The following is a 17,084-nucleotide window of genomic DNA, read 5'->3' as shown; positions in this document are numbered from 1 at the left end:
AGATTAATGAAAAAATTTTTGAATGTCCTTTCTGTGTCTGTTGCAATGATGATTGGAATGGGAGCAATTGTTTCGTGTGAGAATGAAACATTAGGATTAGATAACAACGTGATTGGAGGTGAGGCAGAAGGAAATGTAAAATCCTTGGATGTTATTGCTTTTAATGCCAATTTTGACACGCTTCGTACAGATAAGTTTGTACTTCAAAATGGAGCTTTTGGTGTGTACAATGAGCCAATTTTTGGTTCTACATCTTCTAAGTTTTATACACAAATTAGACCTTCGTCTATTGGAGATCAAGATTTTGGAACTGAACCTAAAGTAGATTCTGTGAATTTGATAATTCCAGTTTATTACAGCACGACTAAAGATCCAATTTCTAAAGATACAATCAATCTTTCTAAACCAGGAGAGAAACCAAAAGATACAGATACAATCCAAATTACAACAAAGTATGCAGTTGACTCTTTGTATGGGAATAAGGATTTAACAATGACGTTGAAAATTAAAGACATTCATACAGTTTTATATAAAGACACGAAATATTTTTCAACATTAAGTGGCCTTGAATCTCCAATTTCTGTTAATTCAAGAGTAATCGGAAAAGCTACTATCGGAAAAACAGTAACAGGAAAAGTTGTTAAACAAAAAACGGGAACTTCTAATATTTCTGAGGTTGTTCCTGGTTACAAAGTTTCTTTAGATCCAGATTATTTTGACGAAAAAATTATTAAAAATGCAAAAACAGGATTACTTTCTGATTACGCAACATTTATTCGTGAAAATATCAAAGGTTTAGAGTTTTCTGTTGAAGAATCAAATGGATTTATTGTCAATTTTAATCCAAATAAAATTGACTTGAAGATGTATTATTCATATAAAAATCCGACAGCAAAAACAGATTCAGACACAAATTATAAAGAACGTTTGAGTGCTACTTATGCTTTTGATATGACAAATCAGTGGAATTCTGGTACTGCAAATAATGCCAATATTATTGCTTCTCAAATTGTGAATAATGCAGTAGGTTCTACTTATTCTACAATCAAACCCGATGAAGTGAATGGTGACGCGAGATTGTATTTAAGCGGAATGAGTGGAAATTATGCAAAATTAAAATTCAATCAAACGCAATTAGATGAATTAAAATCTGAGATGACAAAAAGTAATATTGTGATTCTTGGAGCAAAATTAAAATTCTATATTGATGGTTCAACTAGTTTTCCAAAACCGCCTTATTTAGTAGCTTGGAATAACTACAAAAAAGATGATAAAGTTATAAATGAATTGTATGCAGACGTTTTAGAATTCTATAATTCATACCCTACATCAGTTCACTTTAATCCTATTGTAAAAGGAGATACGGATTATTATACAATTGATATCACGAAACATCTAAAAAGCATGTTAGAGAAAGGAAATGAGTATAAAGATCAAACGATGTTTATTACAATGGGTAATTTTATAACATCTGTTAGCGATGCAACTACGATTAATAGTACAAATCCTTATCAAAATAATAGAGCTTATAATCCATACAGAATTGTTTTACATGGAAATAATTCGGAAGTAGCGGATAAAAAATTGAAATTATTGGTATATTACTCTCAAAAATAGAAAGTATTATATTTAACGAATTTAACTTAAAATACTATAAAATATTATGTGTGGAATTGTAGGATATATTGGACATCGCGAAGCGTACCCAATTATAATTAATGGACTAAAAAGACTAGAATATCGTGGATATGATAGTGCAGGTTTAGTTCTTTCTACTGGTACCGATTTTGAATTGGTAAAAACAAAAGGAAAAGTTTCAGATTTAGAAGATAAATCAGCAAATTTAGATAAAACACCTCATTTAGGAATTGGGCATACACGTTGGGCAACACATGGTGTTCCAAATGATGTAAACTCTCATCCTCATATGTCTAATAATGGACGTTTGGTATTGGTTCATAACGGAATTATCGAAAATTATGAATCAATCAAACAATTACTAAAAGACAAAGGGTACGTTTTTCATAGTGATACAGATACAGAAGTTTTAGTAAACTTTATTCAATTATTTCAAGAAGAACAAAATTTAAACTTAACTGACGCAGTTCGTTTAGCTTTGAATGAAGTGATTGGAGCATATGCGATTGCAGTTTTAGACAAAGAAGAAGCAAATACAATTGTTGTAGGACGTTTAGGTTCTCCATTGGCAATTGGTATTGGAGAAAACGAATTTTTTGTAGCTTCTGATGCTTCTCCGTTTATTGAGTTTACAAAAGATGCGGTTTATTTGGAAGATGGTGACATGGCCACAATTACTTTAGATAAAGAAGTTGATGTACGTACAATCCATAACAATGAAGCAGTTTCTTTAGATGTTCAAGAGTTACAATTAAATATTGAAGCGATTGAAAAAGGTGGTTATGAGCATTTCATGTTAAAAGAAATCAACGAACAACCTCGTTCTATTCGTGATACAATGCGTGGACGTTTATTAGTAGACGAAGGTATTATTAAAATGGCTGGTATTTGGGATTATCAAGAAAAATTCTTGAATGCAAAACGTATCATCATTGTTGCTTGTGGAACTTCTTATCACGCAGGTTTGGTTGCAGAATACATGATTGAAGATTTCGCTCGTATTCCTGTAGAAGTTGAATATGCATCAGAATTCCGTTACCGTAATCCAATCATCAATAAACACGATGTGGTTATTGCAATTTCTCAATCAGGAGAAACGGCTGATACATTGGCGGCGCTTAAATTAGCAAAAGAAAAAGGAGCATTCATTTTTGGAATCAACAATGTTGTGGGTTCTTCTATTGCTCGTATTACAGATGCTGGTGCTTATACGCATGCAGGACCAGAAATTGGTGTTGCATCAACAAAAGCATTTACAGCTCAGTTAACAATTTTAGCATTGATTGCCTTAAAATTAGGAAAACAAAACGGTGAATTATCAACAGAGAAATTTACATTGTTAACACGTGAATTAGAGCGTATTCCAGATTTAGTTCAACAAATTTTAGACAACTGTGAAGGTGTTGTTGATCAAATCGCAGAAAAATACAAAGACAACAGAAATGCAATTTATTTAGGACGTGGATACAACTATCCATCGGCTTTAGAAGGAGCATTAAAATTGAAAGAAATTTCATATATCCATGCAGAAGGTTATCCAGCAGCAGAAATGAAGCACGGACCAATTGCCTTATTGGACGAAAATATGCCAGTTATTGTTATTGCAACGAAAAAAGGTTATTACGAAAAAGTAGTTTCTAATATTCAAGAAATTAAATCACGTAGTGCTAAAGTAATTGCAATTGTTAATGATGGTGATGAGCAAGTAACTGCTATGGCAGATGATTACGTAGTAATCCCAGAAACAGCAGAAGAATTCTCTCCAATCTTAACAGCTATTCCATTACAATTATTATCGTACTGGATTGCCGTTAAATTAGGTAAGAATGTAGATCAGCCTCGTAACTTGGCAAAATCTGTTACTGTAGAGTAAAAATTATTACAGAGATAATATATTTAAGGGATGATGTTTTAAAATCATCCCTTTTTCATTTTATAAGTTTAAATTAATTATTAATTTCACAAAAAATAACATCATGTTTACAGGAATCGTAGAAGGAGTAGGAAAGCTTATAAAAGCAGAGAAAGAGCAATCTAATTTACATTTATGGATTGAAGCTGATTTTTGTGATGAATTAAAAATTGATCAAAGTGTTGCACATAATGGAGTCTGTTTAACGGTTGTTGATTTCAAAGATGGACTTTATAAAGTTACTGCTATAGAGGAAACCTTACAAAAAACAAATTTTAACACTTTAAAAGAAGGTGATTTGATCAATTTAGAACGATGTTTGCAATTCAATGGTCGTATCGATGGTCACATTGTGCAGGGTCATGTAGATCAAACCGGAAAAATTGTTTCGATAGAAAACCAAAATGGTAGCTTTTTTGTTACAGTAGAATATGATGAAGCATCGTCTGGAAATGTTACAGTAGAAAAAGGTTCGATTTGTCTTAACGGAATTAGTTTAACAGTTGTTGACAGTAAAGTAGGGCAGTTTTCGGTTGCAATTATTCCATATACTTGGGAGTTTACAAACCTTAATCAAGTGAAAGTTGGCGATACAATGAATTTAGAATTTGATATCTTAGGAAAATACGTCAAAAGATTATTCCAACAATAAAAATGATTAGAAAAAATAATAACCTATCGCTACCCGTTCGTATTATCATTTATATGGTAACGATTTTGTTATTTACAGCAGGTGCTATCTTGCTGATTACTGCCAATCATTTCAATGAACAAACTAAACAATATCACGAAGATATTCTCAAACGAAAAGTTAGAGCGGTAGAGTCTGCGATAGATTATGAAATGGATAATTATCCTGGAATTGCAACCAAAGATAATATTCACGAGATTTTAGAAGATGGTTTTCTTCGCATCGGTGATATCAATAAAACCGATATTGTAATTTATGATTTACGTGGTAATAAAGTTTTAACTACGCAGCCGGTTTCAACGACTTATAATGTTTTGCCTCAAAAAATATTAGACAAACTACAAAAGTCAAATGATTTTATTGTAACGAATAAAGATACCGCTGATGATAACAATCTTTATTCGTCTTATAGTCATATCAAAAATTATTACAATGAAAACATTGCTATTCTCTGTCTACCTTATCAATCTAACCAAGATTTTTTACAACAAGACATGTTTACCTTAATTGGTAGTTATGGATTAGCTTTTGGAGTTATTCTTTTGTTTGGAACGTTAGCGGTTTATTTTGTTACAAAACGGACCCTGAATAAACTTTGGTCGTTTGCAGATCGTATTCGTGAAACAGAAGTTATTGCGAACAATATGCCTATTCGCTATGATGGGAACGATGAAATAAAAGTTTTGGTAGACTCCTATAATGATATGTTGTACCGATTGCGGGAACAATCAGATTTATTAGCTAAGCAAGAACGTGAAGAAGCATGGCGAGATTTTGCGAAACAAGTTGCGCATGAAGTCAAGAATCCATTAACACCAATGCGATTAATGCTACAGAATTATATGCGAAAATTTGATGTAAATGATCCAAATCTTGAAGAAAAGACGATGCGAACAACTACTATTTTATTGCAACAAATTGATACCATCTCTGCGATAGCCGAAGCTTTTTCAGATTTTGCTAAAATGCCTTCTCGTAAAGATGAAAAAATTGATGTGGTAGACGTCATAAAAAATGCGCTATATGTTTTTCCATTGGAGTTTATCGAATTTAATTATTCTCCCAACATCATCATGATGACTTTTGATAAACAATATTTGAATCGAATTATCACCAATATTACAAAGAATGCGTTTCAATCTATTCCGAAATCTCGTATAGCGAAAGTTAAAGTAGATGTGTTTTTAGTGGATGGTTTTTTGCATATAACCATTCAAGATAACGGGAATGGAATTCCTGTCGAATCACAAGATTCTATTTTTGTTCCAAAGTTTACAACAAAGAATAGTGGAATGGGAATTGGTTTGCCAATGGTGAAAAAAATTATTGACGATTATGATGGAACAATTCGTTTCGAAACTGAAATTTCTGTTGGTACAACATTCTACATTTTGATTCCTTGCAATGAATAGAAAACCTTTTCGATTCAAACAATTCGAAATTTTTCAAGACAAAACCGCAATGAAAGTAGGCACAGATGGTGTTTTACTTGGTGCATGGGCTACTTTAAAAAGTGGAAATACTATTTTAGATATTGGTACAGGAACTGGATTACTTTCGTTGATGTTAGCGCAACGTTTTCCTCATTCTATGATTGATGCAATAGAAATTGATAACGATGCTTTTTTACAAGCAAAAGAAAATTACGAGAATGCCCCTTTTTCAGATCGATTAACCATTTTTAATTCATCGCTTCAAGATTATTTAACCCATAAAAAATATGATTTGATTGTCAGTAATCCACCTTTTTTTGTGGTGAATGATACGGTTGATTTTGACGCGCGTAAACAAGCACGGCAGCAAGAAACATTGACTTTTGAAGAATTAATCAAAAAAACTGCTGAATTACTACACAAAGACGGATTAGCGAGTTTTATAATTCCATACGATCAAATGGGTAGTTTTAGTGAAATAGCTATTCAAAACGCTTTAAAACTATCTAGAGTCGTTTATATCAAAGGGAATTCGACAACAGTTACAAAACGTGTGTTGTTAGAATTTAGTTTTCATGAAAAAGAAGTAGAAGAACAAGAACTAATCATTGAAGTCGATCGACATCAGTACACAGAAGATTATATTCAGTTGACAAAGGATTTTTACTTGAAAATGTAATTTTCATCAATGATGAAAAACGATGAGTAAACTACTGATTTTGATGTCAAATAGAAAATTGTATTTCTATGCATCTATGTAAAGATTTATTCAACATTTAAAAACATAAAAAAACCGAGCAATTTGCTCGGTTTTATATTTATTTCTGATTTTCAAAATGAGTTAAAAACTCATTCTCCACCTCAATCTTAACCTTAAATCGTTGGTCCACCCGCTAATAAATCAGCCGTTGCAAACTCTTCAAATTTCTTGAAGTTCGCTTTGAATTTATCTGCTAATTCTTTCGCATTTGCTTCGTATGCTGCTGTAGAATCAAAAGAAGTCGCTGGATTTAATTTTTCTGATGAAACACCATCTATTGCAACTGGAACTTCAAATCCGAAGTATGGATCCTTTTTAAACGCTGCGTTATCCAAATCTCCATTTAAAGCTGCATTGATAACGGCGCGAGTGTCTTTTAAAGACATACGCTCTTTTTTACCATTCCAACCTGTGTTGATTAACCAAACATTTACACCAGTTTTCTCAACTTTATCGCTCAACATTTCAGCATATTTTGTTGGATGTAATGGCATAAATGGTGCACCAAAACATGTAGAAAATGTAGTTTGAGGCTCTGTAACACCAGCTTCTGTACCAGCAACTTTAGATGTATATCCTGAGATAAATAAGTAAGCCGCTTGATCTGGGTTTAATTTTGCAATTGGAGGGAAAACTCCGTAAGCATCAAACGATAAGAAGAAAATATTTTTAGGATTTTTTCCTACAGATGGAACTGCAATATTTTCGATATAATCAATTGGATAAGAAACACGTGTATTTTCTGTGATAGATGTATCTGTAAAATCAACCTCGTTAGTACCTGGAATTAATTTACAGTTTTCTAATAAAGCTCCGTCTTTGATTGCTGCAAAAATTTCTGGCTCACCTTCTGGAGATAAGTTGATAACTTTTGCGTAACAACCACCTTCAAAATTGAAAACTGTATTGTCTTCTGTCCATCCGTGTTCATCATCACCAATCAAACGTCTGTTTTTGTCTGCCGATAAAGTTGTTTTTCCTGTACCAGATAATCCAAAGAACATTGCTGTATCTCCGTTTTTACCTGAGTTAGCAGAACAGTGCATTGGTAAAGTATTTCTAAATACTGGCATGATGAAGTTCAAGGCAGAAAAAATACCTTTTTTCATTTCTCCTGTATAACCAGTTCCTCCGTTTAAAACGATTTTACGTTTAAAATTTAAGATAGAGAAATTGTGTTGTCTTGTACCATCTTCGTCTGCATCTGCAACAAAAGTTGGTGCATTGATAATTGTCCATTCAGCATCACCAAAGTTTTTTAATTCTTCTTCTGTTGGACGAATAAACATGTTATAAATAAATAAATTAGCAGCAGGAGTTTCTGTAATTGCTCTAATTTTTGTTTTGTATGCATCGTCAGCACAAGCAAAAGCATCACGTACATAAATTTCGCGGTTGCTTAAATGCTCAACAACTTTATCGTATAAAGCGTCAAATTTATCAGAATCGAAAGGAATATTGATGTTTCCATCCCACCAAACGTTTTCTGCAGTGATTTCGTCTTTAACAATAAAACGATCTTTAGGAGAACGTCCTGTAAATTCTCCGGTTAACATATTTACTGCTCCAGAAGATGTAATTTCTCCCTGTCCTAATTCTATCATTTTCTCTGTAAGCTCTTCAGGAGATAATTGATAGTTAATTTTGGAATTTTTTATTCCGTAAGATGCCAATTCTATGCTCATTTTTGTGATTTTTAAAGTATTTTTAAAATTTTAAAGGTAAAAACTTTGCACAAAGTTACAATAAAAAGAAGCGTAAAAAATTTGACTTATGTCATTCACTTAAACGTTTTCGTGCATGTTTTTTCACCATATATTTCCAAGTTCTTATGCGTGCATATAAAAAAAAGCTTGTATTTAATATAAGTTTTATATTTTTGCACTAGTTTACAACAATTAAAATTAGAAAATTATGTCTGACATTACATCAAGAGTGAAAGCGATTATCGTAGATAAATTAGGAGTTGACGAAAGCGAAGTTACGCTAGAAGCAAGTTTCACTAACGATTTAGGAGCTGATTCATTAGACACAGTAGAATTAATCATGGAATTCGAAAAAGAATTTGATATCCAAATTCCAGACGATCAAGCAGAAAAAATTTCAACTGTAGGTCAAGCTGTAACATACATCGAAGACTTAAACAAGTAATAGTTCCTATTTTATGGAATTAAAAAGAGTAGTAGTAACAGGTTTAGGCGCGCTAACACCAATCGGAAATACATACCAAGAATACTGGAATGGATTAGTGAATGGTGTAAGTGGCGCTGCGCCTATTACGCTTTTTGACGCAACTCTTTTTAAGACACAATTTGCTTGTGAGATCAAGAACTTCAATATCGAAGATCATTTTGATCGTAAAGAGGCAAGAAAAATTGACCGTTGTGCCCAATTGGGAATTATTGCAGCTAGAGAGGCAATAAAACACAGTGGAATCTTAGAAGATGCAAATGTAAACAAAGAGCGTATCGGCGTTATATGGGGATCTGGTATCGGTGGAATTAAAACTTTTGAAGAAGAAGTTTCAAATTACTCTACAGGAAATGGAACACCTCGTTTCAATCCTTTCTTTATCCCTAAGATGATTGCAGATATCACGCCTGGTCATATTTCAATGGAATTTGGTCTTATGGGACCTAATTATACAACTGTTTCGGCATGTGCCTCTTCAACAAATGCAATTATTGACGCTTATATGTTATTAAGACTTGGAAAAGCAGAAGCAATTGTAACAGGAGGTTCAGAAGCTGCGATTACAGCATCAAGTATTGGAGGTTTCAATGCATTACATGCGTTATCTACACGAAATGATGATCCACAAACTGCTTCAAGACCATTCGACAAAGACCGTGACGGTTTTGTAATGGGAGAAGGAGCTGGATGTATTGTGTTAGAAGAGTACGAACATGCTATTGCGCGTGGAGCTACCATTTATGCAGAATTAGTAGGAACAGGAATGACAGCAGATGCTCACCATATTACAGCTCCACATCCCGAAGGATTAGGCGCATTAAATGTGATGAGAGAGGCTTTATTAGATGCCAATATCAGCGTAGAAGACGTGGATCATATCAATATGCACGGAACATCTACACCATTAGGTGATATTGCAGAATCTAAAGCAATTCAAAAATTATTTGGAGAACATGCTTATAATATTCAAATCAATTCAACAAAATCTATGACTGGTCACTTATTAGGTGGTGCAGGGATTGTTGAAGCGATTTCGGCTATTGGAGCAATCAATAACAGTATCGTTCCACCAACAATTAATCATTTTACGGATGATGAAAATCTTGATCCGAAAATCGATTATACATTTAACAAAGCAAAAGAGAAAAATGTAGATTATGCATTGAGTAATACTTTTGGTTTCGGTGGTCACAATGCTTGTGTGATATTTAAGAAGTATAAGTAATGTCTTTCTTAAAAAAATTATTTTCTTTTAAAAATCATCGTGATGATTCAAATTCATCTGATCCTTTTTTGAAATTTTTGAAGTCGATTTTGGGTTATACTCCTCGCAATGTTGAGGTTTTTAAAGAAGCATTTACCCACAGATCTGCACAGAAAAAAGATGAAAATGGAAACAGTATAAACTTTGAAAGATTAGAGTTTTTAGGAGATGCATTACTTGGTGCTTCTGCAGCAATGCACTTATACTACAAAGCGCCAGATCAACAAGAAGGTTATTTGACAAAAATGCGCTCTAAAATTGTTTCGCGTAAACAATTGAATGCCGTTTCCAAACAACTTGGCTTGTTAGATTATTTGGATCCAATGAACAATCACAACAATTTAGGTGAAGATGTAAATGGTGATATGTTGGAGGCGTTGGTTGGTGCAATTTATGTTGATGGAGGCATAGATGCTGTACAAAAATTTATTCAAGTCAAAATTATTGACCCTTATGCGGATTTAGATCGTTTGGAACACACGATTACAAGTCACAAATCGTTGATTTTGGAATGGAGTCAAAAAACGAGAAATACGATAAGATTCAATACATTTGAGGAGCAAAACGCAGAAGATTTGCAGGTTTTTGTATCAGTTATCCGTCTCAATGATAAAGTCATCTCGAAAGGGAGAGGAACTTCTAAAAAGAAAGCGGAAGAAAGTGCAGCAAAACGCGCCTACTATTCGCTACAAAAGAAAATAGAAAAAGTTTAGAAACATGGCAGAATTACTCTTATATGATGATTGGATAGATTTTCATCTCATAGGCGTAAATTCTAGTTTTAACACTTCTACACAATTTATTTTCCATCTCAACTCTACTTTTGATACGCGTTTTGAGCGTATTCACGATTTGGATATTCGGTTAGATGAGCATACTTATTTTTTCGAAACCTATCAATGGTTAGATGAAGCAAATAAAATAGATTATCATATCATTAAAAATACTCCAAATCAATCCGATTTTAAAAAAAATGAAGTAGATTTATCAAATCTTTTCAAAGAGAGCGTTATTCTTGTGCCAAATTACAAGGATTGCAACTATGTAGTAAAAATCTCTGGTTGGGAAGATGAACTACAATATCTTCAACTACCATTTGTAGAAAAAGATTTTATAAAAACGATCAAAAAAATAGATATCGATTTGATTAGCAATGCAGATCAATTGGTTTTCTAACATAATATTGTGCATAAAAAAAGGGAAAAATTATGATTTACGATAGACAATATCTTAAAAAGACAAAAATTGTCGCGACTTTAGGTCCGGCAACCGATAGTCCAGAGATTTTATTAGAAATGATGAGAAAAGGAACAGATGTGTTCCGTATCAACTTTTCGCACGCAGACTATGCGGATGTGAAACGTAAGATTGAAACAATTCATCAATTAAATAACGATCATGGCTACAATACAGCAATTTTAGCAGATTTACAAGGTCCAAAATTGCGTATTGGAAAAATGGAACACGAAGATTTTATCATCAATCCAGGAGATATTTTAACTTTCACAAACGAAGATGTTGTAGGAACGAACGAAAAAGTTTTTATGACGTACAAAAAGTTTGCGCAAGACGTGCAAGTGGGAGAAAATATTTTGATTGATGACGGAAAATTAATCTTCAAAGTAATCGAGACAAACGGAACGGATACTGTAAAAGCAGAAACGATTCAAGGAGGTCCGCTACGTTCTAAAAAAGGAGTTAACTTACCAAACACCAATATTTCTTTACCTGCTTTAACAGAAAAAGATAAAGAAGATGCAAAATTCGCAATCGAAAATCGTGTCGATTGGTTTGCATTATCTTTTGTACGTTCTGGACAAGATGTAAAAGATTTATCAGAATTTATCAAAGAAAATGGAACAGTAAAAATTCCAATTATCTCTAAAATTGAAAAACCAGAAGCATTAGAAAATATTGATGATATTTTAGAATTTTCTGATGGATTAATGGTTGCTCGTGGAGATTTAGGAGTTGAGGTTCCGTTTGAAATCGTTCCAAAAGCGCAAAAACAATTAATTGACAAAGCGAAATTATCGCGTAAGCCAGTTATTGTTGCAACACAAATGATGGAAACAATGATTTCTAGTTTGACACCAACTCGTGCTGAGGTTTCTGATGTTGCAAATGCAGTTTTTGATGGAGCAGATGCCGTGATGTTATCTGGAGAAACTTCTGTAGGACAATATCCTGTACAAGTTATCGAGAAAATGACGAAGATTCTTCAAACTGTTGAAGATGATGAGCACGTACATGTACCTGAGCACAAACCAAAGATCAAAAACGAACGTTTTGTAACCGATATGGTTTGTTACAATGCAGCTAAAATGGCAGAAGATACTGGAGCGAAAGCAATTGCAACGTTGACGTATTCTGGTTATACCGCTTTCCAAATTTCTTCTCATCGTCCAAATTCATTTATTTTGGTTTTCAATCCAAGTAAACGAATCAACCGTATGTTGAATTTGTTATGGGGTGTAAAATCAATCAATTACGATCCTCGCGATACATCTACGGATCAAACGGTTACAGAGGTAAATATCTTAGCGAAAAATGAGGGTTATGTAGAATATGGTGATTATATCATCAATCTGAATGCAATGCCAGCATTTGAGAAAGGAATTACCAATACACTACGTATTTCGATGATTTAATAAAATCAATACTAATACTTTAAAGCGTTCAATTTTGAACGCTTTTTTTGTATTTAAAAGAAAAATCATAATAGAATGCTATGATATAGTAGTTTTTAATAACTTTACAAGTTCGAATTAGAAGAATTTATGTGTATTTATAACGTGATATTATCTGGAGGAGTAGGAAGTCGTTTATGGCCACTTTCTCGTAAAAGTCATCCAAAACAATATTTACCTTTGTTTAATGAGCAATCATTATTTGAGTTAACAATTCAACGTAACCGTCCAATTGCCGATAAATTAATTGTGATTGGGAATAAAGATAATGACCACTTAAGTCAAGAGGCTTTAGATAAGCACGATGTTGAATACACAAAAATTGTAGAAGCTGTTCCACGTAATACAGCTGCTGCGATTGCATTTGCAGCTTTAGCAGTTGAGGATGATGATATTCTAATTGTTACACCATCTGATCATTTGATCGAAGATATGGAAGCTTATCAAGTTGCAATGAAAAAAGCGATTGCGTTAGCCGAAAAAGATTATATCGTAACATTTGGTGTTCATCCGACTCGTCCAGAAACGGGTTATGGTTATATTGAGCACAAAGGAGATAATGTACTTTCTTTTCGCGAAAAACCAAATCATATTACTGCGCAAGATTTTATCGAGCAAGGAAACTTTTTGTGGAATAGTGGAATGTTTTGTTTCAAAGCGAGAGTTTTACTGAAAGAATTAAAGAAATTTGAGAAAGATATTTACGAAAATTCAAAAATTGCTTGGTCTGAAAATATTAACGGAGAATTGAACGAAGAACTTTCTATGAATATTCCATCAAATAGTATCGATTACGCCGTAATGGAACGAAGCAAGAAGATAAAAGTAGTTCCAGCAAAATTTGTTTGGAATGATTTAGGTTCTTTCGAATCCTTGTATGATTATTTTGTGATGAACGGACATTATGTCGATCGTAATGGAAACATGGTGATTGGAACAGATGTTTATACTTCTTTTGTTGGTTTACAAAATACCATTTTTGTGAATACCCCGACAGCGAATTTAATTCTACAAAAAGAATATTCACAGGAAGTAAAGAATGTTTATACGCATTTAGAAAAAAGAAATTCTGAATTAATTTAAATACTTAGCACTCGATTTGAGTGCTTTTTTTATGTCATAAAAGCTTAAAATTAATTCAATATAAATCCTTAAATTTGTCGTTCCAACAATATTATTATAAAATGACAACGGGAATTACATTCGGTATATTTGACCTTCTTCATGCAGGTCATGTGATGATGCTCGAAGAAGCCAAAAGACAATGCGACTACTTAATTGTAGGGCTTAATACAGATCCTGCAAGTGTAGATCCTTCAAAAAATAGTCCCACGCAATCCATCGTAGAGCGTTATATTCAATTAGAAGGTTGTCGATATGTCGACGAAATTATTCCCTACGAAACCGAACAAGATTTGTTTGATATGTTAAGTGCTTTACCAATAAATGTTAGAGTTATTGGCGAAGAATATCGAAATATCGACTTTACGGGAAAACAATATTGTTTAGATAATAATATTCAAATTTACTACAACAAGCGTACACACCGCTTCTCTAGTTCTGGATTAAGAAAAGTAGTTGCGACTTCTGAAAAGGAGAAATAATGAAAACAGTATTAATAACTGGTGTAGCTGGTTTTATAGGTTACCATTTAGCTGAAAAATTAATCGAAAAAAATATCAAAGTTGTTGGAATTGATAACATTAACGATTATTACACTATTCAGTTAAAATATGATCGATTAAAAGAATTAGGAATCAATCAAGAATTTGCTTCAAATTTTGGGCAGAAAGTTCTTTCTTCTAAATACGAAGAAAAGATGATTTTCTATCGAATGAATTTAGAAGACAAAGAGTCATTGGCTCAACTTTTTAAAGAATATTCGTTTGATGCGGTTGTTAATTTAGCTGCTCAAGCAGGTGTTCGTTATAGTATCGAAAATCCTGATGCCTACGGACAAAGTAATTTGGTTGGTTTTCTAAATATTTTAGAATGTTGCCGAAATTATAACGTCAAAAAATTACTGTACGCAAGTAGTTCAAGTATTTACGGAAACTCTTCAGATGTTCCTTTCTCAACAAATCAAAACGTTGATCATCCTATTAGTTTATACGCAGCTACTAAAAAAGCAAACGAGCTAATGGCGCATGCGTATAGTCATTTATACAATTTCCAAACGATAGGTTTGCGCTTTTTCACGGTTTATGGACCTTGGGGACGACCAGATATGGCCATGTTTTTGTTTACAGATGCTATATTGAATCATCAACCTTTAAAAGTTTTTAATCACGGTGATTTGTCACGCGATTTCACTTACATTGATGATATTATTCAAGGAATAGACAAAATACTTGAAGATAAAAATATTAAAGAAAAATACCAATTATACAATATAGGAAATAGTAAACCTGTTCAATTAATGGATTTTATCAAAGAAGTTGAGCTTTCGACAGGTGAAAAAGCTATTTTAGAAATGTATCCGATGCAAGCAGGAGATGTCAATCAAACATGGGCTGATGTCCAAGAGTTGAAAGATAAATTTGGTTATAATCCTAATTATCCGGTTGACAAAGGAGTGTATAACTTTGTACAATGGTACAGAAAATATTATAATAAATGAATCAACAACATAAAATAGCAGTTATCGGTCTAGGTTACGTAGGTTTACCGTTGGCTCGATTATTTGCAACAAAATACCCTGTTGTTGGGTTTGATATCAATCAGAAACGTATTGCTGAATTAAACAATGGAGTAGATTCAACTTTAGAAGTTGAGAATAATGTTTTACTGAATGTTTTATCAACACAAAATCCTTTTATTCAAGTAGAAAATGGATTGTTTTGTTCATCAGATATAACGGATATTGAAGATGCGACAATTTATGTGGTAACCGTTCCTACGCCAGTGGACAAAAATAATCGACCAGACTTGACTCCTTTGAAAAAAGCTTCGGAAACGGTAGGTAAAGTGTTGAAACCAAATGATATTGTTATTTATGAATCAACGGTTTATCCAGGTGTTACAGAAGAAGAATGTATTCCAGTATTGGAACATTCTTCGGGATTGAAGTTTAACCAAGATTTTTATGCGGGATATTCACCAGAGCGAATTAATCCAGGCGATAAAAAACACACGGTTGAGAAAATTTTAAAAGTAACATCAGGTTCAACGCCAGAAATTGGAAAAATTGTTGACGATTTATATCAATCAGTAATTGTCGCAGGAACGCATTTAGCACCGACAATCAAGGTGGCAGAAGCATCGAAAGTGATCGAAAATTCGCAACGTGATATCAATATTGCGTTTATTAACGAATTATCGAAGATTTTTTCGCTAATGGATATTGATACCAATGACGTATTAGAAGCAGCTGGAACAAAATGGAATTTTTTACCATTTAAACCAGGTCTTGTGGGAGGACATTGTATCGGTGTTGATCCATTTTATTTGGCTCAAAAAGCACAAGAAATTGGATATTATTCTGAATTAATTTTAGCAGCAAGACGATTGAATGACTCGATGGGAGCTTTTGTAGCTTCTCAGGTTGTTAAATTGTTAATAAACAACGATATCAAAGTAAAAGGCGCAAAAATTCTCAATTTAGGAATTACCTTTAAAGAGAATTGCCCCGATATACGAAATTCAAAAGCAATTGATGTGATTCATGCTTTAGAAGAATATGGAATAGAGGTGACAACGTTAGACCCTTGGGCTAACCCAGATGAGGTAAACCATGAATACGGAATAACTTTTTGTAATACATTGGATCAGGTTTTCCAGTTCACCAGTTCACCAGTTCACCAATTCGACGCCATCATTCTAACAGTTTCACACGACGAATTTTTAAATCTTCAGTTAAATGATTATTTAAATGAAAATGGTGTGATTTATGATGTAAAAGGGGCTTTGCCTAAAGAAGAAGTTGATAAACGACTATAATGAAAGCGACAGAAACGAAATTAAAAGGTTGTTTTATTTTAGAACCGACAGTTTTTGAAGATTCGAGAGGATATTTTTTCGAATCATATAACGAGAATAAATTGGAAGAAATTTTGGGTTACAAACCAACTTTTGTTCAAGATAATCAGTCTAATTCATCTTATGGAGTTGTGCGTGGATTGCATATGCAAGCGGGAGAACATGCGCAAGCAAAATTAGTTCGTGTGGTAGAAGGGGCAGTGATAGATGTTGCAGTTGATGTTCGACCAGGTTCTGAAACCTATGGTCAATCAGTAGAAGTTGAATTATCTGCAGATAACAAAAAGCAATTGTTTATTCCGAGAGGATTTTTACATGGATTTTCTGTTATTTCTGATTCAGCTACCTTTTTCTATAAATGTGACAATGGCTATAATAAAGCTTCTGAAGATGGAGTAAATCCATTAGATGGTGAAATTGGAATTGATTGGGGAATCCCTTCAGATAAAATGATTATCTCTGAAAAAGATCAAGAAGCGCAATCGTTTCATTCATTTAAAACAAAATAACTAAACTAAAATACTA

Annotated in this window: 16 protein-coding genes; 15 read left to right on the top strand and 1 reads right to left on the bottom strand. The window is 33.2% G+C overall.

The genetic code is table 11. From position 1 onward, the window contains the following. Positions 1–6: 6 nt before the first annotated feature. The 5 genes from ACTS9J_RS01020 to ACTS9J_RS01000 all read left to right on the top strand — a co-directional run bounded on the left by ACTS9J_RS01020 (position 7) and on the right by ACTS9J_RS01000 (position 6,353). Positions 7–1,617: a DUF4270 family protein gene (locus ACTS9J_RS01020; protein ID WP_448352727.1), complete on the top strand. Its 1,611-nt coding sequence runs from the start codon at positions 7–9 to the stop codon at positions 1,615–1,617. A 46-nt stretch (positions 1,618–1,663) separates the two neighbouring features. Beyond that, positions 1,664–3,511: a glutamine--fructose-6-phosphate transaminase (isomerizing) gene (glmS, locus tag ACTS9J_RS01015; protein WP_416425888.1), complete on the top strand. Its 1,848-nt coding sequence runs from the start codon at positions 1,664–1,666 to the stop codon at positions 3,509–3,511. A 103-nt stretch (positions 3,512–3,614) separates the two neighbouring features. Next, a complete protein-coding gene (locus ACTS9J_RS01010) occupies positions 3,615–4,202 on the top strand; it encodes a riboflavin synthase (protein ID WP_291065436.1) in 588 nt (195 codons plus the stop codon). Between the two features lie 2 nt (positions 4,203–4,204). Further along, positions 4,205–5,653 (top strand): ATP-binding protein, encoded by a 1,449-nt coding sequence (locus ACTS9J_RS01005; protein WP_448352726.1) that lies wholly within the window; start codon positions 4,205–4,207, stop codon positions 5,651–5,653. A gap of 49 nt (positions 5,654–5,702) precedes the next feature. Next, positions 5,703–6,353: a tRNA1(Val) (adenine(37)-N6)-methyltransferase gene (locus ACTS9J_RS01000; protein WP_448352725.1), complete on the top strand. Its 651-nt coding sequence runs from the start codon at positions 5,703–5,705 to the stop codon at positions 6,351–6,353. Positions 6,354–6,547: 194 nt separating this feature from the next. Here the strand turns inward: ACTS9J_RS01000 and pckA are convergent, their stop codons facing one another. Continuing rightward, a complete protein-coding gene (pckA, locus tag ACTS9J_RS00995) occupies positions 6,548–8,119 on the bottom strand; it encodes a phosphoenolpyruvate carboxykinase (ATP) (protein WP_448352724.1) in 1,572 nt (523 codons plus the stop codon). Positions 8,120–8,348: 229 nt separating this feature from the next. On the opposite strand from pckA, the gene ACTS9J_RS00990 reads away from it, so the two are divergent. The 10 genes from ACTS9J_RS00990 (at position 8,349) to rfbC (ending at position 17,068) form a co-directional block, all read left to right on the top strand. Then, positions 8,349–8,585 (top strand): acyl carrier protein, encoded by a 237-nt coding sequence (locus ACTS9J_RS00990; RefSeq protein WP_038336002.1) that lies wholly within the window; start codon positions 8,349–8,351, stop codon positions 8,583–8,585. Positions 8,586–8,598: 13 nt separating this feature from the next. Beyond that, complete coding sequence (gene fabF / locus ACTS9J_RS00985; protein WP_448352723.1) at positions 8,599–9,852, top strand: beta-ketoacyl-ACP synthase II; 1,254 nt, start codon at positions 8,599–8,601, stop codon at positions 9,850–9,852. Further along, on the top strand, positions 9,852–10,604 hold the full coding sequence (gene rnc, locus ACTS9J_RS00980; protein ID WP_038336000.1) for a ribonuclease III: 753 nt from the start codon (positions 9,852–9,854) through the stop codon (positions 10,602–10,604). Before fabF ends, rnc begins: the two co-directional genes overlap by 1 nt. A gap of 4 nt (positions 10,605–10,608) precedes the next feature. Then, positions 10,609–11,067 (top strand): IPExxxVDY family protein, encoded by a 459-nt coding sequence (locus tag ACTS9J_RS00975; protein WP_280045920.1) that lies wholly within the window; start codon positions 10,609–10,611, stop codon positions 11,065–11,067. Between the two features lie 32 nt (positions 11,068–11,099). Continuing rightward, positions 11,100–12,542 carry a pyruvate kinase gene (gene pyk, locus ACTS9J_RS00970; RefSeq protein ID WP_448352722.1) on the top strand — a complete coding sequence of 481 codons (1,443 nt, stop codon included), beginning with the start codon at positions 11,100–11,102 and terminating at the stop codon, positions 12,540–12,542. 129 nt (positions 12,543–12,671) lie between these two features. Further along, a complete protein-coding gene (locus ACTS9J_RS00965; RefSeq protein ID WP_448352721.1) occupies positions 12,672–13,664 on the top strand; it encodes a mannose-1-phosphate guanylyltransferase in 993 nt (330 codons plus the stop codon). Between the two features lie 101 nt (positions 13,665–13,765). Next, entirely contained in the window at positions 13,766–14,185 is a 420-nt protein-coding gene (locus tag ACTS9J_RS00960; RefSeq protein ID WP_114998507.1) for an adenylyltransferase/cytidyltransferase family protein, read from the top strand. Then, positions 14,185–15,201 (top strand): NAD-dependent epimerase/dehydratase family protein, encoded by a 1,017-nt coding sequence (locus ACTS9J_RS00955; protein WP_448352720.1) that lies wholly within the window; start codon positions 14,185–14,187, stop codon positions 15,199–15,201. Before ACTS9J_RS00960 ends, ACTS9J_RS00955 begins: the two co-directional genes overlap by 1 nt. Further along, positions 15,198–16,520 carry a nucleotide sugar dehydrogenase gene (locus ACTS9J_RS00950; protein ID WP_295676917.1) on the top strand — a complete coding sequence of 441 codons (1,323 nt, stop codon included), beginning with the start codon at positions 15,198–15,200 and terminating at the stop codon, positions 16,518–16,520. The genes ACTS9J_RS00955 and ACTS9J_RS00950 overlap by 4 nt, the downstream gene beginning before the upstream one ends. Beyond that, a complete protein-coding gene (gene rfbC, locus ACTS9J_RS00945) occupies positions 16,520–17,068 on the top strand; it encodes a dTDP-4-dehydrorhamnose 3,5-epimerase (RefSeq protein WP_295676920.1) in 549 nt (182 codons plus the stop codon). The genes ACTS9J_RS00950 and rfbC overlap by 1 nt, the downstream gene beginning before the upstream one ends. The last annotated feature ends 16 nt before the right edge of the window (positions 17,069–17,084 follow it).

The sequence above is a fragment of the Empedobacter sp. ULE_I140 genome (assembly GCF_053482575.1).
The sequence above is the reverse complement of the archived record's forward strand: the minus strand, read 5'-3'. Positions and strand labels throughout refer to the sequence as shown.